The following is a 19511-nucleotide window of genomic DNA, read 5'->3' as shown; positions in this document are numbered from 1 at the left end:
CCGCGCCGCCATGGCTCCACCACTTGGGAACGACGTGCACACGATCCGGTCGGAACACAGACACAGCAGGCGCTCGGTGCTCGCCGGTGCCGCGGCGCTCGGCGCCCTGGGCGCGCTGGGCGCCACGGGCTGCGCACGGGTGGCGTCGGCGTCGGACGAGAACGGCGGCGACCTGCTCGACCGGTTGCGCGCACAGGGTGTCGTACGGCTCGGGATAGCCGGCGAGATCCCCTTCGGGTACATCGACAAGGACGGCCGTCTGACCGGTGAGGCGCCGGAGCTGGCGAAGGCGGTCTTCAAGCGGCTCGGGGTGGCCCGGGTGCAGCCGGTGCCGACGGAGTTCGGTTCGCTCATCCCGGGGCTGAACTCCCAGCAGTTCGACGTCGTGGCCGCCGGGATGTACGTCAACGCCGAGCGCTGCGAGCAGGTGATCTTCGCCGATCCGGACTACCAGATGCTGGACGCGTTCATCGTCCGCAAGGGGAACCCGAAGGGGTTGCACTCCTACCGGGACGTCGTGGCGAAGAAGGCGAAGTTCGCCACCGGCACCGGGTACGCGGAGATCCAGTACGCGGTGGAGGCCGGGTACAAGGAGAGCGACATCCTGATCGTCCCCGACCAGGTGGCCGGGCTGAACGCCGTCGAGGCCGGGCGCGTCGACGTCTTCGCCGGTACGGCGCTGACCGTCCGCGAGGTGGTGAAGAAGTCGGGCAAGGCGGAGGCCACCAAGCCGTTCGCCCCGCTGGTCAAGGGCAAACCGCACGTCGACGGCGGGGCGTTCGCGTTCCGGCCCACCGAGACGCGGCTGCGGGACGCCTTCAACGTCGAGCTGCGCAAGCTGAAGAAGAGCGGGGAGCTGTTCCGGATCCTTCGGCCCTTCGGCTTCACCGAGGCCGAGATGACGGACATGACCGCGAAGGAGCTCTGCCGCGGATGACCTCAGGGCTCTGGGACCTGGTACTCAAGGGCGTCTGGACCACCGTCCAACTGCTGGTGTTCAGCGCGCTGCTGGCAGCCGTGGTGTCCTTCGTCGTCGGTGTCGCGCGCACCCACCGGCTGTGGATCGTGCGCTTCCTCGCCGGCTTCTACGCCGAGGTGTTCCGTGGCACCTCGGCACTGGTGGTGATCTTCTGGGTGTTCTTCGTGCTGCCGGTCGCCTTCGGCTGGCAGCTGGTGCCGTTGTGGGCGGGCACGCTGGCGCTCGGGCTGACGTACGGCGCGTACGGCTCGGAGATCGTGCGCGGCGCGCTGAACGCGGTCGACCCGGCGCAGAAGGAGGGCGGCGTCGCGCTCAGCTTCACCCCGGCCCAGCGGCTGCGGTTGATCCTGCTGCCGCAGGCGGTGCCGGAGATGATCCCGCCGTTCTCCAACCTGCTGATCGAGCTGCTCAAGGGCACCGCGCTGGTGTCGGTCATGGGCATGGGCGATCTGACGTTCAGCGCCAACCTGGTGCGGCTGGCCCTGCAGCAGAGCGCGGAGATCTACACGTACGTCCTGCTGATCTACTTCGCGATCGCCTTCGTGCTGACCCGGCTGATGCGCGGTCTGGAGAAGCGGCTGAAGCCCGGGGTCGGCAAGGAACCCGCGCCGCGATCCGCGGCGCATGAGCTGAAGCGGGCCGAGACGACCGGAGTGGGGGGTGGAGTCGCATGAAGTGGGACTGGAACGCCGTGAGCGACTTCATGCCGGACTTCTGGGACGGGCTGCTGGTCACCCTGCAGGTGCTGGCCCTCGGTTCGCTGCTGTCCTTCACCCTGGGCCTGGTGTGGACGCTGCTGATGCGCACGCCCAGCCGGTGGGTGCGCTGGCCGGTCGGGGTGGTCACCGAGTTCGTCCGCAACACCCCGCTGCTGGTGCAGCTGTTCTTCCTCTTCTACGTGCTGCCGGAGTGGGGCCTCACCTTCTCCGCGCTGGCCACCGGGGTCTTCGCGATCGGTCTGCACTACTCGACGTACACGATGCAGGTCTACCGGGCCGGCATCGAGGCCGTCCCGGTCGGCCAGTGGGAGGCGGCGACGGCGCTGAACCTGCCCCGGCGGCGGACCTGGACCGCGGTGATCCTGCCGCAGGCGATCCGCCGGGTGGTGCCCGCCCTCGGCAACTACGTGATCTCCATGCTCAAGGACACGCCGATGCTGATGGTGATCACCGTGCTGGAGATGCTCGGCCACGCCCGGCTCTTCTCCCAGCAGCACTTCCAGTTCACCGAGCCCCTGACCGTGATCGGGGTGGCCTTCATCCTCATCTCCTACCTGGCCTCCCTTCTCCTGCGAGCCCTGGAGCGACGCCTTGTCCGTTGAGACCCGAACCAAGTCGTCGGTCACCGACGCCCCGCCCACCGACGTGATCCGTCTGGAGGGGGTCACCAAGCGCTTCGGGGCGAACACCGTCCTGGACGACCTGAACTTCTCCGTCGCCCCCGGCAAGCACGTGACCCTGATCGGGCCGTCCGGCTCGGGCAAGACCACGATCCTGCGGCTGCTGATGACCCTCACCAAGCCGGACGAGGGCACGATCACCGTCGACGGGGAGCGGCTGTTCCCGGCGCCGGAGAAGCAGGTCCGGGAGGTGCGCAAGAAGATCGGGATGGTGTTCCAGCAGTTCAACCTGTTCCCGAACATGTCGGTGCTGCGGAACATCACCGAGGCGCCGGTGCGGGTCCTCGGCCTGTCCCGGGACGAGGCCGAGGCCCGGGCGCGCGAGCTGCTGGAGCTGGTGGGGCTGGCCGACAAGTGCGACGCCCGGCCCACCCGGCTGTCCGGCGGCCAGCAGCAGCGGGTGGCGATCGCCCGGGCGCTGGCGATGCGGCCCCAGGTGCTGCTGCTGGACGAGGTGACCTCGGCGCTCGACCCGGAGCTGGTCGCGGGAGTGCTGGATCTGCTCAGGGACATCGCCCGCAGCACCGACATCACGATGCTGTGCGTGACCCACGAGATGGGTTTCGCCCGGGACATCTCCGACCAGGTACTGATGTTCGACTCCGGTCGGGTGATCGAGTCGGGTTCGCCGGAGAAGATCTTCAGCGATCCGGAGCGCGACCGAACCCGGGAATTCCTCAGCGCGGTCCTCTGACTACGAGGGGTGAGGGCCGAACAGTCGAGGTCCGGACGCTGGGTGATGACGCTGGCATATGCCAGAGGGTCTGCTGCCCAGTTGGGAGGGGGACGGCGAGTGACACAATCTCGCCAACCCCCTCTCCCCGACCGCCCTTTGCCCGTTATCGTGGTAGCGATCCGCCGACCGGATCTCGCGGCCACAGACAGGCGAGCGCAGGGGGAAACCGTGGCGCTGATGCACGAGCCGACCACCCCGAACCACTCCGCCCAGGACGCCCTGCGCGTCCTGGAGACCGTGGCCCGTCACCCCGCCGGCGTCACCGACACCGAGCTGGGCCGCCGCACCCGTCTGGAACCCGAACGGCTGACCACCCTGTTGCGCATGCTGCGCCGCGAGGGCTACGTCGAGCAGATCGCGGACGGGGCCTACCTCACCGGTGAGACCCTGCGCCGTCTGACCTCGGCGCACGACCGCGAGCGCGCCCTGCGCGAGAAGCTCCAGCACACCCTGGACCGGCTGCGGGACTCCGTCGGCGCGGCCGTCTACATGAGCCGGTACGTGGACGGCGAGGTCAGGGTCACCCAGTACGCCGCCGGGCCCGGCACCCCTGCGGTCAACGAGTGGGTCGACTTCCGCTGCTCCGCGCACGCCACGGCGGTCGGCAAGAGCCTGCTGACCCAGCTCGACCACAACGGGCGGCGCGACCACCTCTCCCGGTACAAGATGGCCCGTCTGACCTCGCGCACCATCACCAGCGACAAGCTGCTGCTCTCCCGGCTCGAGTCCCAGCCGCCGACCGTCCCGGTGCTCGACCTCCAGGAGTACGCGATCGGCACCGTCTGCGCCGCCGTCCCGATCACCGCGGGCTCGTCCGTCGGCTGCCTGGCACTGTCCCTCCCGGTCGAGCACGCCCACCGCCTGCGCCAGGCGGCGGACGCGCTGAACCGGAGCGCGGCGCCGGTGCTCCTCTCGCTCACGCTCTGAGTGGCCGGCGAGTGGTCACGAGCACCCTCGCGGACCAGGTACTATTTTCTTCGTCGCCGGCCGCGAGAAGCGGAAGGCGAGAGTCATGCGCCGCTAGCTCAGTTGGTTAGAGCAGCTGACTCTTAATCAGCGGGTCCGGGGTTCGAGTCCCTGGCGGCGCACGATGTCGAAGGGCTCCTCGCGAAGGCGAGGGGCCCTTCGGCGTCTTCCGTGTCTTCCGTGGTCAACAACCGGTAGACGTCCTCCCCCGGCGGCCGCCACCACACCGGGTCGGCGCACCGGAACCCCTCCCGGCGCAGGACCGCCCGGTGGATCTTGTTCGTCGCGGTCACCGGCATCCGCTCCAGCACCCGCACGAACCGGGGCGCCATCTTCGTCCCGAGGTCGGGCTGGGCCCGCAGGAACTCCGCGAAGCCGGCCGGCTCGAACCGCCCGGCCACCGCCGCCATCACCTGGTCCCCGGTCACCGGGTCCGGCACCCCGTACACGGCGACCGCGTCCGCCCCCTCGTACCGGGCCACGATGTTCTCGATCACCGCGGCGGCCAGGTTCTCCCCGTCGACCCGGATGCGGTCGTCGCCGCGCCCGGCGAAGTACAGGTACCCCCGGGCGTCCCGGTAGAAGAGGTCGCCGGTCCAGTACCCGTCCGCGCGCCGCCGCTCCGCCTCCGCCTCCGGGTTGCGCCAGTACCCCTCGAAGGGGCTGGGCCCCCGGTTCACCAGCTCGCCGATGGCCTCGTCCCCGTTGACCAGCCGCCCGCCGGTGCCGAAGACGGCCGCCGGGCACTCCCGCCCCGTGGCCGGGTCGAGCACCACCAGGCCCGGCCGCGCCGGTCCCACCGCGCCCGCCGGGGTGCCGGGCGCCCACTGGATCGCCGCCCCGCCCTCCGACGAGCCGTACCCCTCCACCAGCCGCACCCCGAACCGCCGCTGGAAGGCCGCCGCGTCGGCCGCCCCGGCCTCCGTGCCGAAGCCCGTGCGCAGCGGATGGTCCCGGTCGTCGGGCCGGGCGGGCGTGGCGAGCAGGTACTGGACGGCCCGCCCGACGTAGGTGAAGTACGTGGCCCGGTGCCGGCGCACGTCCGCGAGGAACCCGGAGGCCGAGAACCGCCGGCGCAGCGCCACCCCGGCCCCGGCGGCCAGCGCGGGCGCCCAGTCGGCGATCACCGCGTTGCCGTGGAACATCGGCATGCAGACGTAGTGCACGTCGTCCGCGCCCACCGCGAACTGCCGCACCAGGGCCTGCCCGGCCGCCGCCAGCCTGCCCTGGGAGCAGATCGCGGCCTTGGGCGCGCCGGTGGAACCCGAGGTGAAGTACAGCAGCAGCCGGTCGGCGGGGGTGGCCCCGGACGGGTCGGGCACCGCTCCCGCGTAGCCGGCGAGGAGGGCGCCGTACTCCTCGCCGTCCGCCACGAGGACCCGTACGCCCGGCAGCTCCAGGTCCGCCAGCAGCGGCAGCCGGGCCCGCTCGGTGACCAGGACCGGGCACTCGGTGTGCAGGATGTCCCGGGCCAGTTCGGCGCCCCGGCGGGTGGGGTTGACGCCGGCGACGGCGGCCCCGGCGAGGGCGGCGGCGCCCAGCCAGAGCGGGAACTCCTCGGTGTTGTCGAGCAACACCCCCAGGTGCGGTGGGGCGCCCGACGGCAGCAGGTCGGCCAGCAGCGCGGCCCGGGCGGCCGCGCCCGCCGCCACCTGGTGGTGGGTGAGCACCCGGTCCTCGCACCACATCCCCGGCCGGTGGTCGCCCCACCGCGCCGCCACCAGCTCGGCGACCGTGCCCGTCGTGGACGTCATGACCGGGCACGGTAACTGACATGGCGTCAGAAGTGGAGGCTCACGGCATCAGTCCGCCGGCCTCCGCGAACATCGCGTGCGCGACGGCCATGAACCCCAGGCAGAAGACGATGATCACGCCGAGGAAGGCCAGCAGGCAGCCCGACTCGGTGGCGAGCCTGCCGCGGGACGGCGGGATCGCGGTGGCCAGCCGGGGCTGCTCCGGGAGGTACCGCACGGTGACGAAGTCGCCCTCCAGGACGGTGGCGGGACCGCCCACCTCCTCGAACCGGACCTGGGAACCCTCACGGGTGGTGTACTCGTAGACGCGGTGCACGCTCGTGTGCACGGACGTGTCCCCGCCGCCCCCGCTGGTCGTGGTGTACATCCGCAGGCAGCGCGCCTCGGCCGTCAGCCCGTGCGCCCACGTGCGGCTGATCCGCCGGGCGCGGTGGACCAGCCGGAACGCGAAGTAGCCGGCACCCGCGATCATGAGGGTGGGCACGAGGTAGAAGAACAGTTCGAACATGAGGTTCCCCCGAGGTCGGTACGCCGCTCCGGAAGACCGGCGTGGCCCGGAATGTATCCGGCGGGGCGCACGGCCGCCCTCAAGGGAACCTCAGTTTCCGAGCTGTGACGCGCCGCTCGGAAGGGTCAGAAGGTGACGTCCGAGCAGGCGTAGAACGCGTTGCCCGTGTCGGCGATCGTCCACACCGCGACGATGACGTGGTGACCGCTCAGGCCGGACGGCAGGGTGCCGCTGTGGCTGAGGGTGGCCGGCGGCCGCTGTCCGTTGTACGGCACCGTCAGGAACGGGGTGAGGTTGATGTCCGAGCGGGACAGTGCGTGGTTCTGGTTCCAGCCCGGCTTGGTGACGTAGTACTTGAAGTCCGTCGTGGCGTGCATGGCCGTGAACTGCCAGCGGAAGGTGTACGACTGGCCGCCGGTCACCCGGGTGGTGGGCCAGGCCGCGCCGGACGGCGTCTTCGGCGAGCTGAGCTGGGCGAACCGGCTGACACCGCCGTTGCAGATCTGGCCGTCGGCGGGACCGGCGGCCGGGAAGCCCTTGGGGCCCTCGACGCTCTGCGGCTCCCACTGGATGTCGCCGCAGTTCGCCACGGTGCCGTTCTGGCAGAGCTTCTGTCTGCTGATGGGGAGGTCGGTGTAGCCGTGCCCGCTGGCGCCGCCGGAGGAGAGCACGAAGGCTCCGGCGGTCGCCAGGCCCAGCACGGCCGCGGACAACTTGGTCTTGGTGCGCATGCTGCCGCTCCTGGAGAACGTGGGGGATGTTCACTGGGCTGTGCGGTGCGGTGCGGTGCCGTCCCCCGCCGCGAACGAGGCGGGGCACTAGGTCTAGACCAAGTTCCAATGTATGGGCGTTAGTTGAGCGTGTCCACAACGCGGACGGGGCGATCCCCGGCGCCCCTCAGGTCGGCTCCCTGCGGCCCGAGCAGAACGCCACCGTCAGGTCCCGCACCAGCACCTTGCGCTCGTAGTCGTCCAGTTCGACGAGCCCGCGCATGGTCAGCCGGGTCACCGTGTCCTCCACCGAGTCCACGACCGAGTTGAGCATGCCGGACCGCTCCCGGGCGTCCAGCGCGGCGATCTGCCGGCGGTGCATCGAGGCGGCGACCTCGGGCGCGTACTCCACCCGGAGCGGACGCACCGAGAACACCTCCAGGCCGATCGGCCCCGCCTCCGCCGCCACCAGCCGGGTCAGCGCCTCACCGGCCGCCGCCACTCCGCCCCGCGGGCCGCCCGGCGGGTCCACCGCCACCCGGGCCAGCGCGGCCTCGACGCATTCCCGCAGATACGTCTCGTGGTCGTCGATGCCGAGCACGGCACGGGCGGTGTCCCGCACCCGCCACACGACCAGCACCACCACTCGCAGCGCCACCCCGTTGCCGTCCGTCGCCGGCATCGCCTCGCTGCGCCAGTGCCGCAGCCGCACGTCGACCCGGTGGCGGGCCACCAGCGGGTTCATCCACAGCAGGCCGGTGCGCCGGACCGTCCCCCGGTAGCGGCCGAACAGCCCGAGCAGCCGGGCCTGCCCGGTCCGTCCCCGGGCGAGCCCGCCGAAGCCGAGCGCGCCGAGCGCCCCCGCTCCCGCGTACGCCGCCCACTGCGCCGGGCCGAGCCCCGCGCCGCCGTACCCCGGCAGGCGCAGCGCGTCCACCGCGAAGGGCGGCAGCACCCCCGCCCACCACGACGTCGCCAGGCACCCGGCGACGCCGCCCACGCCGGCCAGCACCCCGGCGAGACCGGGCAGCACCCGCGCCGGACGCTCCACCAGTCCGGGGTCGACGCATGGGGCCGGCCGGCCGGCGACCGGGGCCGGGCGCCCGAGGCGCGGCTGCTCACCGGTGCCCCGTCTGCGGGCCACCACGGCGGGCTTCAGCGGCACCGACACCGGCTCGGGGTCGTCGCGGAACAACAGGTGGACGGGGATCTCGGTGGTCGCCTCGTTGTGGATCAGCCGGGCCGGACGGATGGCCGTGCCGCCCGCGCAGGCCGCGCCCTCCGGTTGTTCCTCGAACCCGGCCGTGTGTGACGTGGTCGTACTCATGCGTGCTCCAGCCTCCGCGCCAGACGCGTCATGACGGTCAAAGAGAGATGAAGAGAGAGGAGAAGACAGAGGAGAAGAAGAGAAGAAGAGAGGGGAGTGGGGAGAAGGCGACTGGAGGCGCGGCTAGGCGAACAGCCGGCGCCAGGTCTCCGGGCCCGGATAGCCGTCCGCCGCCCCGCCGCGCCAGCCCAGGCTGCGCTGGAACGCCTCGACGGCCCGCCGGTCGGCGTCGCCCCAGCGCGGCCCCGGCCCGGTGGCGTAGAACCTGCCGAACCCTTTCTTCACGAGCTGCTGCCCCAGCCGGGTGACGTAGTCGTTCTCCGCGCCCGGACGGAAGTACGTCCGGCCGGGGAAGCCGGGCACGCCGTGCGAGGCGGGCGAGCCGGGCGTGGTGGTGCTGCCCGGGATGCTCCTGCCCCGGCCGGTGACGAGCAGGTTCCAGGTGCCCGGGCCGGGCCGCCCGTCGGCGTCGGCGCCCGTCCAGCCCTGGGCCCGCTGGAAGGCCTGGGTGGCCCGGCGGTCCGCCTCGCCCCAGACCGGGCCGGGGCCGCTGGTGTAGAAGGAACCGGCGCCCCGTGCCACCAGCATTCGGCCCAGCTCGGTGACGTGCTTGTTGTTCGCGCCGGGGCCGAAGTAGGCGGTGCCCGGGAACGGCGTGGCCGACTTCCCGCCGGCGGCCTGCCCGCCCGCGCTCCCGGTGGTCAGGCCCTTGTACCGGTAGGGCACGTACTTGCTGCCGTTGCTCCAGTACGGGTACGGGGTGGGCCGGCTGCGGGCGTGCGGGGGCGTCTGCTCGTAGACCGTGTACTCGTTGTGCGTGTGGTCCGTCCAGCCGCCGAAGATCACGACATGGGAGCCGGCCTCGGGGTTGTCCGGGTTGTGGAAGAGCAGGATGTCGCCGGGCTGCAGTTCGCCCTTGGTGATCTTCACGCCGAACTGGGCGAGGCTGCCGGTCCACTCGTTGGAGGTCAGCCCCCAGGCCATGGACACGTAGCCGGAGCAGTCCTGACGGTAGCCGTCGGACCAGTACGCGCTCATGCTGTACGGCACCTTCGCGGTCACCCAGACCTTGGCCCGCTTGATGATCTCGTCCCGGGTGGTGGCCGGGGTCGGGGTGGCCGCGGGCTGGGCGGGTTTGCCGGCCGGGCCGTGCAGCGGGGACCGGGCGCCCTGCGGGGTCTGCGGCGTGGCGTCGGACGCGCCGGCGGTGCCGGGCGCGGGTGGGGTGGGGGCGGTGGCGCCGAGGGCGGCGGCCTGCGGGATCGCGCCGAGGGCGGCGGCCGAGGCCGCGGCCACCGTCACGATCCCCCGGGTCGCCGGACGGCCGCCGAAACGGCCGGACGGCGGACGAGCGCTCGTCCGCCGCCCGTGGACGCAGCCGGGGCAGTCGCAGCCGTTCACGGGGTCGACTTCCTCGAACAGCGGAGCGGTCATGCGATCTGCCTCACATACGGGGTGGATGTGTCCGCGGGTGTGCACATTGATCAGTTTCACAACCGGCGTCCGGGCACGCATGTTGACGGTCCGAATGATGTACCGCGCGTGCTCCGGATCGGGGACCCCGGCACGCGTGGTCCGGAGCACCCCTCCAGCTCATGTAGAGTTTTCCCGTCAGCAGGCGCCGCTAGCTCAGTTGGTTAGAGCAGCTGACTCTTAATCAGCGGGTCCGGGGTTCGAGTCCCTGGCGGCGCACGATGACGATGGCGAGCCACGTCCGCGGAACACGCGGTCCTGGCTCGCCATCTCTGTTTCCGCCCGCCGCGCCGCACCCATTGCCTGTTTGGCCGGATACCCTCTGGCCATGGCAGCCCGGGACCTTCAAGAGCGGATCAAGAAGCTCATCGTCGACCGACGGCTGCCCTCGGGCGCCCCGCTGCCGACCGAGCCCGAGCTGATGGAGTTCCTCGGGGCGAGCCGGAACTCGGTGCGGGAGGCCCTGAAGGCGCTGCAGGCGATGGGCATCGTGGAGATCAGGCACGGGTTCGGGACCTACGTCGGCTCGATGTCGTTCGCACCCATGATCGAGGGGCTCGCGTTCCGCACGGTCGCCGGGCACTACCGGGGCGAGGACTCCCTGCTCCAGTTGCTGGAGCTGCGCGAGGCGGTCGAGACGGGACTGGTCTCGCGGCTGGCCGGGCGGCTGCCCGAGGCGGACCTCGTTGAACTGGACGCCCTCGTGAGCCGTATGGAACGGGAGGCCGCCGAGGGGCGCGGCCTCGCCGAGACCGACCGCGCGTTTCACGCCACCCTCTACCGGGGGCTGGACAACGTGCTGCTGAGCGAGGTGCTGGAGGCGTTCTGGGACGCCTTCCACCGCGTCCAGCGGGACCTGGTGGAGGTGCCGCAGGACCCGCGGGTCACCTGCCGCCAGCACCGCGAGATCCTGGACGCCGTCCGGTCCGGCGACTCGGTGCGGGCGGAGGAGGCCATAAGGGACCACTTCGGCAACATCCGTGCCCGCCTCGCCCCCACCGGCACGCCGGGGACCCCCGAGCACCACCCGCGCCACGATGAACGGGTCTGACGGGATCGATGCCGAGGGGAGCATCGTGCAACCGGAAGAGCAAGATCCCATGTCTATAGAGTGTGCAAAGACGTGGTGACCCTGACCCACCACTGATCCGCCCGTGACGGCCGAGGGGACCCCCGGAACGGGCGAGAAGACCGACGAACACGCGGTGACTCGCGTGTGGGGGGAATGACTCATGACGTCGACGCCGACGGGCGCCCGGCAGAGCCACGAACAGCCCGACGACCCGTCCCGGACCACCCAGCTCCGAGCGGTGACGCAGCAGACGGGGCAGCTCCGCCGGATCAGGAAGAGCCTGCCGAGATACGACTACGAGCACTACAGCCGGCTCGCGGGTCCCCTCACCCAGCCCGCCCCGGACAAGCCGTACCAGGTGCAGTACCGGTCGCTCCTCTCGCAGGAGCCGCACCGGATACGGGCCGCCCTCATGCTGGGCGCCGCCCCCGTGCTGTCCCTCGTGCTGCTCTTCTGGCTGCTCCAGCCGGAGCACTGGACCGAACGCGACTACCCCGCCTACGACTTCCTGCCCGCGCTGGACGTCGTCATGCTGGTCGCCATCGGCCTGATCGAGTTCTTCCGCTGCCTGAACGTGCTGTCGAACGCGCACGCCACCCTGGTCGCCCGCGACCCGGTCCCGGTGGTGCCGGAGACCGGCACCCGGGTCGCCTTCCTCACCTCCTTCGTGCCCGGCAAGGAGCCGCTGGAGATGGTGACGAAGACCCTGGAGGCGGCGGTCAGGCTGCGCCACCGCGGCCTGATGCACGTGTGGCTGCTGGACGAGGGCGACGATCCGGCCGTCAAGGAGGTCTGCGCCCGGCTCGGCGTCCACCACTTCTCCCGCAAAGGGGTCGCCAGGTGGAACCAGGCCAAGGGCCCGCACCGCGCCAAGACCAAGCACGGCAACTACAACGCCTGGCTGGAGGCGCACGGCGACGGCTACGACTTCTTCGCCTCCGTCGACACCGACCACGTGCCGCTGCCCAACTACCTGGAGCGGATGCTCGGTTTCTTCCGCGACCCCGACGTCGGCTTCGTCATCGGCCCGCAGGTGTACGGCAATTACGACAACTTCGTCACCAAGGCGGCCGAGTCGCAGCAGTTCCTGTTCCACGCCCTCATCCAGCGGGCCGGCAACCGCTACGGCAGCCCGATGTTCGTCGGCACCTCGAACGCCGTGCGGATCAAGGCACTCAAGCAGATCGGCGGCCTGTACGACTCGATCACCGAGGACATGGCGACCGGGTTCGAGATGCACCGGGCGAAGAACCCGGCCACCGGCCGCAAGTGGAAGTCGGTCTACACCCCCGACGTGCTCGCGGTAGGCGAGGGCCCCGCCGCCTGGACGGACTTCTTCACCCAGCAGATGCGCTGGTCGCGGGGCACCTACGAGACGATCCTCAAGCAGTACTGGAAGGGCTGGTACTCGCTGCCGCCGGCGAAGCTCTTCAACTACACCATGATGATCATCTTCTACCCGATGTCCGCCCTCAACTGGATCCTGGCGGCGCTGAGTTGCGCGCTGTTCCTGGGCCTGGGCGCCTCGGGTGTGAACATCGACCCGACCGTGTGGCTGATGCTGTACGGCAACGCCTCGGCGCTCCAGATCGGCCTGTACATCTGGAACCGGCGGCACAACGTCTCCCCGCACGAGCCGGAGGGCTCCGGCGGTGTGGCCGGCATGGTGATGTCGGCCCTGTCCGCGCCGCTGTACGCGAAGGCGCTGATCGACTCCGTGCTGCGCCGCAAGAGCAAGTTCGTGGTCACGCCGAAGGGCGACTCGGCGAGCCCGGACACCTGGTTCGCCACCTTCCGCTACCACTGGTACTTCATCGGGGTCTTCGGCGCCTCGGTCCTCGCCGGGTTCGTCCTCGGGCACTCCCACCCGGCGATGGTGACGTGGGCCGCGTTCGCCATGCTCATCACGGCCTTCCCCATCTTCGTCTGGCGCCACGAGCTGCGGCAGGCGAGAAAGAAGCCTGGGAACGCGACGGGTCCAGGGGCGCCCGCCGCGCCGGGCGCGCCCGCACCGGCCGCGGCCGAGCCGCAGGACGCGGTGCCCGCGCAGTACGCGGCCCGCGCGCCGCACGCCCCCCGGCAGCGGCCCACCTGGGTCGGCCCGGCCGGGGAGGGCGACCACACCATGCAGGCAGCCCTTGGTGGACTTGGGGGACGTAAGGAATGAAGGACCAGGCCGGCCGCCGCCGTGCTCGCCGACTCGCGATAGGCACGGCGGTGGTAGTCGCGCTGGCCGGGATGAACGGGCCGTGGCTCTACCGCTTCGGCACCGAGCAGTACCACCAGTACAAGATCAACAAGTCTGAGTACAAGGCCGCCAACGGGCACTGGGACATCGTCGAGTTCCCCCCGGAGTACCGCCAGGACACCATCCACGCGGCGCTCCTGCACACCGGCAAGGTGCTGCTCGTCGCGGGCTCGGGCAACAACCAGGACAACTTCGACAAGAAGAAGTTCGACACCCGGATCTGGGACCCGGTCAAGGGCACGATCAAGAAGATCCCCACGCCCAAGGACCTGTTCTGCACCGGCCACACCCAGCTGGCCAACGGCAACCTGCTGATCGCCGGCGGCACCAAGCGGTACGAGAAGCTGAAGGGCGACGTCACCAAGGCCGGCGGCCTGATGATCGTGCACAACGAGAACCCGGACAAGCCGATCACGCTGCCCGCGGGGACCAAGTTCAGCGGCAAGACCAACGGCAGGACCTTCGTCTCCAGGGACCCGGTGCTCGTCCCGCGCGCCAAGAAGGTCTTCGACCCGGCGACCGGCGCGTTCCTGCGCAACGACCCGGGGCTGGGCCGGATCTACGTCGAGGCGCAGCGAAGCGGCGCCGAGTACGAGACCGGCACCCAGGACAACTACCGGATCCAGGGGCTGACCGGCGTCGCCGCCCGCAACACGTACGGCATCGCGCAGAAGCTCGCCCTCGACAAGAAGGACTTCCAGGGCATCCGCGACGCCTTCGAGTTCGACCCGGTCGCCGAGCGGTACATCAAGGTCGACCCGATGAACGAGGCCCGCTGGTACCCGACGCTCACCACCCTGTCGGACGGCAAGGTGCTCAGCGTCTCCGGCCTCGACGACATCGGCCAGCTGGTCCCGGGCAAGAACGAGATCTTCGACCCGAAGACCGGGAAGTGGACCTACACCAGCAAGCTCCGGCAGTTCCCGACCTACCCGGCACTGTTCCTGATGCAGAACGGGAAGATCTTCTACTCGGGGTCCAACGCGGGGTACGGGCCGGACGACGTGGGCCGCGAGCCCGGTGTCTGGGACGTCGTCACCAACGCGTTCACCAAGCTGCCCGGGCTCGACGACCCGAACCTGCTGGAGACGTCCGGGACGGTGCTGCTGCCTCCGGCCCAGGACGAGAGGTTCATGGTGATCGGCGGCGGCGGGGTCGGTGAGTCGAAGCAGTCGAGCAGGAAGACGCGGTTGATCGACCTGAAGGCGAAGGACCCGCGGTTCGTCGACGGACCCGAGCTGGAGAAGGGCACCCGCTACCCGCAGTCCTCGGTCCTGCCCGACGACACCGTGCTGGTGTCCGGCGGCTCGGAGGACTACCGGGGGCGCGGCGACTCCGACATCCTTCAGGCGCGGATGTACCACCCGGACAGCAACAGCTTCACGCGGGTCGCCGATCCGCTGGTGGGCCGCAACTACCACTCCGGGTCGATCCTGCTGCCGGACGGGCGGGTGATGTTCTTCGGGTCCGACTCCCTGTACGCGGACAAGGCGAACACCAGGCCGGGCAAGTTCGAGCAGCGCATCGAGATCTACACCCCGCCGTACCTGTACCGGCAGTCCCGTCCCACGCTCGGCGGTGGTCCGCGGACGATCGCCCGCGGCGCCTCGGGGACGTTCACCTCGAAGCAGGCGGCCGGCATCAAGAAGGTGCGGCTGATCCGGCCCAGCGCGTCGACGCACGTGACGGACGTCGACCAGCGGTCCGTCGCGCTGGACTTCACCACGTCCGGGGACAAGGTCACCGTGAAGGTGCCGAAGAACCGGAATCTGGTGCAGTCGGGGTGGTACATGCTGTTCGTCGACGACGAGCGGGGGACGCCCTCCGAGGCGCAGTGGGTGCGGGTTCCTTGAGCCGGGGCCCAGGGGGCGGGGGCTGCGGCAGTTCGGCGGCTGCGGGAGCGTTGTGGCTGGTCGCGCAGTTCCCCGCGCCCCTTCAGGGGGTTGATCCCTGTGCCAGTTTCAAGGCGTAGGTGGGCCACCAGCTTCCCGCCTTGGGACCGCCCTTGCAGGTGCCGTCGGACTCGCCGGGGCGCTTGACCCACAGATAGGCGTCGACGGCCGGGTCCGCCGTCCGCGTCGTCGGCGTCTCGCCCAGGGCTCGGCCGGGCGGGTTGCACCACCGCTCGGCCGGGTCCCCCTGCGTGTAGGGGCCCTTGCCGTTCCTGCTCGTGTCGACGACGAAGTGCTTGCCGCCGACCTTCGCCGAGAGCTGCTTGCCGTAGGCGATGGAGTCCTTGGTGGAGTAGAAGTTGGCGACGTTGACGGAGAAGCCGTCGGCCTGGTCCGCGCCCGCCCGCCGCAGGGGCTCGAAGATCTGGTCGGGGTGGCCCCAGCCGGTGTTGCCCGCGTCCATGTAGACCTTGGTGCGCTTCAGGGACTTGAGCTTGCCGACGGCGTCCTTGAGCAGGGCGTAGCGCTCCTCGTGGAACTCGTCCGGGGTGCAGCCGTCGACGAGGTGGAGCACGGCGTCGGGTTCGAGGACGACGGTGGCCGGGCGGTCACCGATGCCCCGGGCGACACCGTCGATCCAGGCGCGGTAGGCGTCGCCGTCGGCCGCGCCGCCCTGGGAGTACTGCCCGCAGTCGCGGTGCGGGATGTTGTAGAGGACCAGCAGGGCCGTGCGGTCGGACTTCTGGGCGGCCTCGGTGAAGCCGCGGGCCTCCTGCTCGGGGTTCTCCGGGCCGATCCACTCCCCCACCGGCTGCTCGGCGATCTTCCGGATCTGCTCGGCCTGGGACTTCTTACCCGACTTCTCGTAGGCGGCGACCTGGCGGGCCGCGTTGCCGTCCGGGTTCACCCAGAACGGGTCGGCGGACTTGGGCTGTTGCGTGATCCGGGCACCCGGGTCCTGGTCCCCGCCGCCGGACGAGCACCCGGCGGCCAGCAGTGCCGCCCCCAGCACCAGCGCGGACGCCCGGGACCGTGCCGGAGTCCGGGCACCCCTGGTGTCGTACATGCGATTCCCCCTGGGCGCATCGTTCCGAGTGCCCATCGTGGCACACCGGCACGGCCGGTCACGAGGTCGCACGGGGGCTCACGGACCGGTGCCGGTGAGGTACGCCGAGACCACCACGTTGGCCGTGTAGCTGCGGCTCGTCCGGTCGAAGGTGCCGCCGCAGGTGATCAGGCGGAGTTCGGCGCGGCCCGGCCGGCGGGGGCCGTAGGCCACCCGCGCGTCGAAGTCGTCGCGGGGCAGCACCCGCACGTCGTCGATGGTGAAGTGGGCGACCTTGCCGTCCGCGCGTACCACCCGGACCGTCTCGCCCGGCTTCAGGGTGCTGAGCTTGTAGAAGACGGCGGGCCGGGTCTCGGTGTCGACGTGGCCCACCATCAGCGCCGCCCCCGCCGCGCCGGGCGCGGTCCCGGAGCCGTACCAGCCGACCACTCCCGGCTGGTCGAACGGCGGCGGGTCGACTGCGCCCTCGCGGTCCAGGCCGCGGGCCACGACCGGTGCCTGCACGGCCAGTTCGGGGATGTCCACGCGCAGCGGCGCCGCGGCCCCGAGCGGTCGGGCCGCGGGCGGCAGCGGGAGCGTCCCCGCGGCCCGGTCGAGTCCGGCCACGTCGCCCGTGGTGGGGCCGGACGGGCTCGCGGGCACGGCGGTCACACCGCGGCCCCACAGCCACAGCCCGAACAGCAGCACCGCCCAGGCCAGGCCGGTGACCAGGCGCCCGGTGCCGGAGCCGCGCCCGTGTTCGTCGGACATGTCGGCGGCGCTCAGTCGGTGCCGTGGCTCCGGCGGGCCCTGCGCAGCCCGACGGCGGCCGCGGCGACCCCGGCGAGGGCCAGGCCGGTCACTCCCTGGGCGGTGTCGGGTCCGGACGCGTCGGTGGCGACGGTCGCGAAGTGCGCGGTGCCGCCGCCGCCCGCGTGCACCGGCGCCACGGGCGAGGCGGCCGGGTCCGGGGCGGTGCCCTGCCCGTCGGCCCGCCCGGCGCCTTTGTCCACGACGGTGATGGTGCCGGTCATCACCACGTCGGCGCAGCTGATCCGCACGTCGTAGGCGCCGGGTTCGAGGGCGGTGCGGATGCGGGTCTGGCCCGCCATCGCGCTCTGGCCGCCCTGGCCGGTCAGCCGCGCGTCGGAGACGAAGGCGGGCGAGGCGGCCGTGGCCTGCGCCCCGGTGCAGCCGCGCACCTGCAGCGCCACGTCGTCACCCGGGGCCGGGGAGGACGGGGTCACGGTGACTCCGCGGTCGTTGTCGGCCGCGTGCGCCGCCGGCGTGAGCGCGGCGACGGCCAGGAGTCCGGTACAGAGAGTGAGACGTGCTGAGCCCATCGTGAAAACCTCCAGATAAAGGGAGGCTCCCCCGTACCGCGCGCCTCCGCATCCTCGGGAGGCGCGCGATTACTCCGAACGGGTGGGACGGGGTTTGGAAACCGCAGGTCAGACGAGGTCGACCAGATCGGCGATGGAGTCGACGACCTGGGACGGGCGGAACGGGTAGCGGTCGACCTCGTGGGGCTGGGTGACCCCGGTGAGCACGAGGAACGTGCGCATCCCGGCCTCCAGGCCGGCGAGGACGTCGGTGTCCATGCGGTCGCCGATCATCGCGGAGGTCTCGGAGTGGGCACCGATCGCGTTCAGCCCGGCCCGCATCATCAGCGGGTTCGGCTTGCCGACGAAGTACGGCTTCTTGCCGGTGGCGGCGGTGATCAGGGCGGCGACGGAGCCGGTGGCGGGCAGGTCGCCCTCGTTGGACGGGCCGACGTTGTCGGGGTTGGTGGCGATGAACCGGGCGCCGTCGTTGATCAGGCGGACGGCCTTGGTCAGGGCCTCGAAGGAGTACGTGCGGGTCTCGCCGAGGATCACGAAGTCGGGCTCGTGGTCGGTGAGGATGTAGCCGATGTCGTGCAGCGCGGTGGTCAGGCCCGCCTCGCCGATCACGTAGGCGCTGCCGCCGGGCCGCTGGTCGTCCAGGAACTGGGCGGTGGCCAGGGCGGACGTCCAGATGTTGTCGACCGGCACGTCCAGGCCCATGCGGCGCAGCCGGGCGTGCAGGTCGCGCGCGGTGTAGATGGAGTTGTTGGTGAGCACCAGGAAGGGCCGCCCGGAGTCGCGCAGCTTCTTCAGGAAGGCGTCGGCGCCGGGGATCGGGACACCCTCGTGGATCAGGACACCGTCCATGTCGGTGAGCCACGACTCGATGGGCTTGCGGTCTGCCATGTGCTTGCGTCTCCTGGCGTACGTACGGGCGGGGGAGCCGGAACCACGGCGTACCGACGCCCCCAGCCTAATCAGGCCGGCGTGATTCGTACCCCGTCGATCACCTGCTTCCGCGGCGACAGTCCAGGACCGCCCGGCCGACGCCCGGGTCGTCCCCCGCGAAGGGCGCGGGGAACCGCGCGACCGGCCACGACGGCGCGTGCACGCGCGGACGGCGGGGCGAAGGTACAGGCCGACCCCCGGAGGGCTCAGCTGCCGGTGGCCGACTTCCAGTCCTCCCCGTACGCCGGCCGTACGAACCCGGCGACCGCCCGCAGCGCGGTGGTCTTGCCGGAGCCGGACGGCCCGAGCAGTGCCTTGACCTCGCCCGGCTCGACGGTCAGGTCGAGCGAGTCGAGGACGACGTTCCCGTCGTAGGCAACGGTGACGGAGTAGAAGCGGATGCCCATCTCACCGGTCTCCGGTCGGCGCGGCGGGGCTGAGCAGCGCGGGCAGGCCCGCGACGGAGTCCAGGACGTGGGTGGCGCCGGCGGCACGGAGCGCGTCGTCCCCGTGCGCCCCGGTGCGCACGCCCGCGACCAGGCCCGCGCCCGCCCGGACGCCGCTGAGCACGTCGTACGAGGTGTCCCCGACGACGGCGGCCTGCCGCACGTCCTCGGCCGCCTTCGTCCGGACGAACGCCTCCAGGACCATGTCCGGGTAGGGCCGCCCGCGGCCGCCGGCGTCGGCCGGGCACAGGGTGAGCGGTACGAGGTCGCGCCAGCCGAGGGCGTCGAGGATGGCGTCCTGGGTGACCCGGGCGAAGCCGGTGGTCAGGACGACGGTACGGCCGGCGCCGGCCAGCTCCCCGATGGCCTCACGGGCCCCGGGGACGGGGGCGATCAGGCCGTCGTCGACGAGTTCGCCGTACGCCTTCTCGAAGGTGGCGTTGGCCCGCCGGGCGCGGTCCTCGTCCCCGAACAGGTGCCGGAAGACGGAGATCTTGGACTCGCCCATGGTGGCGCGGACGTAGGAGAGGTGCTCGGCGTGCTCGGCGGAGCCGGGTTCGACGCCGAGTTCGGCGGCGGCCGCGGCGAACGCGCGCTCGACGAGGCCGCCGTCGGCGACGGTGGTGCCGGCCATGTCGAGGACGACGAGGCGGATGTCGGTGGTCGGTGTGGTCATGGGATCG

The 19511-nt window shown here is 71.5% G+C and carries 17 protein-coding genes, 2 tRNA genes and 2 pseudogenes; 10 read left to right on the top strand and 11 right to left on the bottom strand.

Annotation, left to right across the window (positions count from 1 at the left end; all coding sequences use genetic code 11):
* Window positions 1-10: 10 nt before the first annotated feature.
* The 6 genes from ehuB to PV343_RS21085 all read left to right on the top strand — a co-directional run bounded on the left by ehuB (window position 11) and on the right by PV343_RS21085 (window position 4202).
* Entirely contained in the window at window positions 11-937 is a 927-nt protein-coding gene (gene ehuB, locus PV343_RS21110; protein ID WP_319148515.1) for an ectoine/hydroxyectoine ABC transporter substrate-binding protein EhuB, read from the top strand.
* The gene (ehuC, locus tag PV343_RS21105; protein ID WP_319148514.1) at window positions 934-1653 is read left to right on the top strand and encodes an ectoine/hydroxyectoine ABC transporter permease subunit EhuC; all 720 of its coding nucleotides are present in this window, start codon (window positions 934-936) and stop codon (window positions 1651-1653) included. Before ehuB ends, ehuC begins: the two co-directional genes overlap by 4 nt.
* A complete protein-coding gene (ehuD, locus tag PV343_RS21100; protein WP_317443541.1) occupies window positions 1650-2300 on the top strand; it encodes an ectoine/hydroxyectoine ABC transporter permease subunit EhuD in 651 nt (216 codons plus the stop codon). The genes ehuC and ehuD overlap by 4 nt, the downstream gene beginning before the upstream one ends.
* Window positions 2290-3072: an ectoine/hydroxyectoine ABC transporter ATP-binding protein EhuA gene (gene ehuA / locus PV343_RS21095; RefSeq protein WP_319148513.1), complete on the top strand. Its 783-nt coding sequence runs from the start codon at window positions 2290-2292 to the stop codon at window positions 3070-3072. The genes ehuD and ehuA overlap by 11 nt, the downstream gene beginning before the upstream one ends.
* Window positions 3073-3282: 210 nt before the next feature.
* Window positions 3283-4041 (top strand): IclR family transcriptional regulator, encoded by a 759-nt coding sequence (locus tag PV343_RS21090; RefSeq protein WP_319148512.1) that lies wholly within the window; start codon window positions 3283-3285, stop codon window positions 4039-4041.
* A gap of 87 nt (window positions 4042-4128) precedes the next feature.
* A tRNA-Lys gene (locus PV343_RS21085) sits at window positions 4129-4202 on the top strand.
* Here PV343_RS21085 and PV343_RS21080 read toward each other — a convergent pair.
* From PV343_RS21080 to PV343_RS21060, 5 genes and pseudogenes are all read right to left on the bottom strand, one after another.
* Window positions 4168-5834: pseudogene (locus PV343_RS21080) on the bottom strand (AMP-binding protein). The gene PV343_RS21085 and the pseudogene PV343_RS21080 sit on opposite strands and share 35 nt — an antisense overlap.
* A 40-nt stretch (window positions 5835-5874) precedes the next feature.
* Window positions 5875-6342: a DUF3592 domain-containing protein gene (locus tag PV343_RS21075; protein ID WP_319148511.1), complete on the bottom strand. Its 468-nt coding sequence runs from the start codon at window positions 6340-6342 to the stop codon at window positions 5875-5877.
* 125 nt (window positions 6343-6467) lie between these two features.
* The gene (locus PV343_RS21070; protein ID WP_319148510.1) at window positions 6468-7073 is read right to left on the bottom strand and encodes a lytic polysaccharide monooxygenase; all 606 of its coding nucleotides are present in this window, start codon (window positions 7071-7073) and stop codon (window positions 6468-6470) included.
* A gap of 166 nt (window positions 7074-7239) precedes the next feature.
* Window positions 7240-8379, bottom strand: a complete 1140-nt coding sequence (locus tag PV343_RS21065; RefSeq protein WP_319148509.1) for an SPFH domain-containing protein — start codon at window positions 8377-8379, stop codon at window positions 7240-7242.
* Between the two features lie 123 nt (window positions 8380-8502).
* Entirely contained in the window at window positions 8503-9813 is a 1311-nt protein-coding gene (locus tag PV343_RS21060) for a peptidoglycan-binding protein (RefSeq protein WP_319148508.1), read from the bottom strand.
* Window positions 9814-9997: 184 nt separating this feature from the next.
* Here PV343_RS21060 and PV343_RS21055 point away from each other — a divergent pair.
* From PV343_RS21055 to PV343_RS21040, 4 genes are all read left to right on the top strand, one after another.
* A tRNA-Lys gene (locus PV343_RS21055) sits at window positions 9998-10071 on the top strand.
* Between the two features lie 109 nt (window positions 10072-10180).
* Window positions 10181-10903 (top strand): FadR/GntR family transcriptional regulator, encoded by a 723-nt coding sequence (locus PV343_RS21050; RefSeq protein ID WP_319148507.1) that lies wholly within the window; start codon window positions 10181-10183, stop codon window positions 10901-10903.
* A gap of 181 nt (window positions 10904-11084) precedes the next feature.
* Window positions 11085-13091 carry a glycosyltransferase family 2 protein gene (locus tag PV343_RS21045; RefSeq protein WP_319148506.1) on the top strand — a complete coding sequence of 669 codons (2007 nt, stop codon included), beginning with the start codon at window positions 11085-11087 and terminating at the stop codon, window positions 13089-13091.
* Window positions 13088-15025, top strand: coding sequence for a kelch motif-containing protein (locus PV343_RS21040; RefSeq protein ID WP_319148505.1), 1938 nt, complete (start codon window positions 13088-13090; stop codon window positions 15023-15025). Before PV343_RS21045 ends, PV343_RS21040 begins: the two co-directional genes overlap by 4 nt.
* Before the next feature lie 82 nt (window positions 15026-15107).
* Here the strand turns inward: PV343_RS21040 and PV343_RS21035 are convergent, their stop codons facing one another.
* From PV343_RS21035 to PV343_RS21010, 6 genes and pseudogenes are all read right to left on the bottom strand, one after another.
* Complete coding sequence (locus tag PV343_RS21035) at window positions 15108-16130, bottom strand: glycoside hydrolase family 6 protein (protein WP_319148504.1); 1023 nt, start codon at window positions 16128-16130, stop codon at window positions 15108-15110.
* A 78-nt stretch (window positions 16131-16208) separates the two neighbouring features.
* The gene (locus tag PV343_RS21030) at window positions 16209-16880 is read right to left on the bottom strand and encodes a class F sortase (protein WP_319148503.1); all 672 of its coding nucleotides are present in this window, start codon (window positions 16878-16880) and stop codon (window positions 16209-16211) included.
* An 11-nt stretch (window positions 16881-16891) separates the two neighbouring features.
* Window positions 16892-17452: a hypothetical protein gene (locus PV343_RS21025; protein WP_319148502.1), complete on the bottom strand. Its 561-nt coding sequence runs from the start codon at window positions 17450-17452 to the stop codon at window positions 16892-16894.
* Window positions 17453-17560: 108 nt separating this feature from the next.
* Complete coding sequence (locus PV343_RS21020) at window positions 17561-18340, bottom strand: HAD-IIA family hydrolase (protein WP_319148501.1); 780 nt, start codon at window positions 18338-18340, stop codon at window positions 17561-17563.
* 278 nt (window positions 18341-18618) lie between these two features.
* Window positions 18619-18789: pseudogene (locus PV343_RS21015) on the bottom strand (ATP-binding cassette domain-containing protein); the annotation flags it as partial.
* A 1-nt stretch (window position 18790) separates the two neighbouring features.
* Window positions 18791-19504 carry a phosphonatase-like hydrolase gene (locus PV343_RS21010; RefSeq protein ID WP_319148500.1) on the bottom strand — a complete coding sequence of 238 codons (714 nt, stop codon included), beginning with the start codon at window positions 19502-19504 and terminating at the stop codon, window positions 18791-18793.
* Between the last annotated feature and the right edge of the window lie 7 nt (window positions 19505-19511).

Source organism: Streptomyces sp. WI03-4A (assembly GCF_033792105.1).
Classification (GTDB): domain Bacteria; phylum Actinomycetota; class Actinomycetes; order Streptomycetales; family Streptomycetaceae; genus Streptomyces; species Streptomyces collinus_A.
The sequence above is the reverse complement of the archived record's forward strand: the minus strand, read 5'-3'. Positions and strand labels throughout refer to the sequence as shown.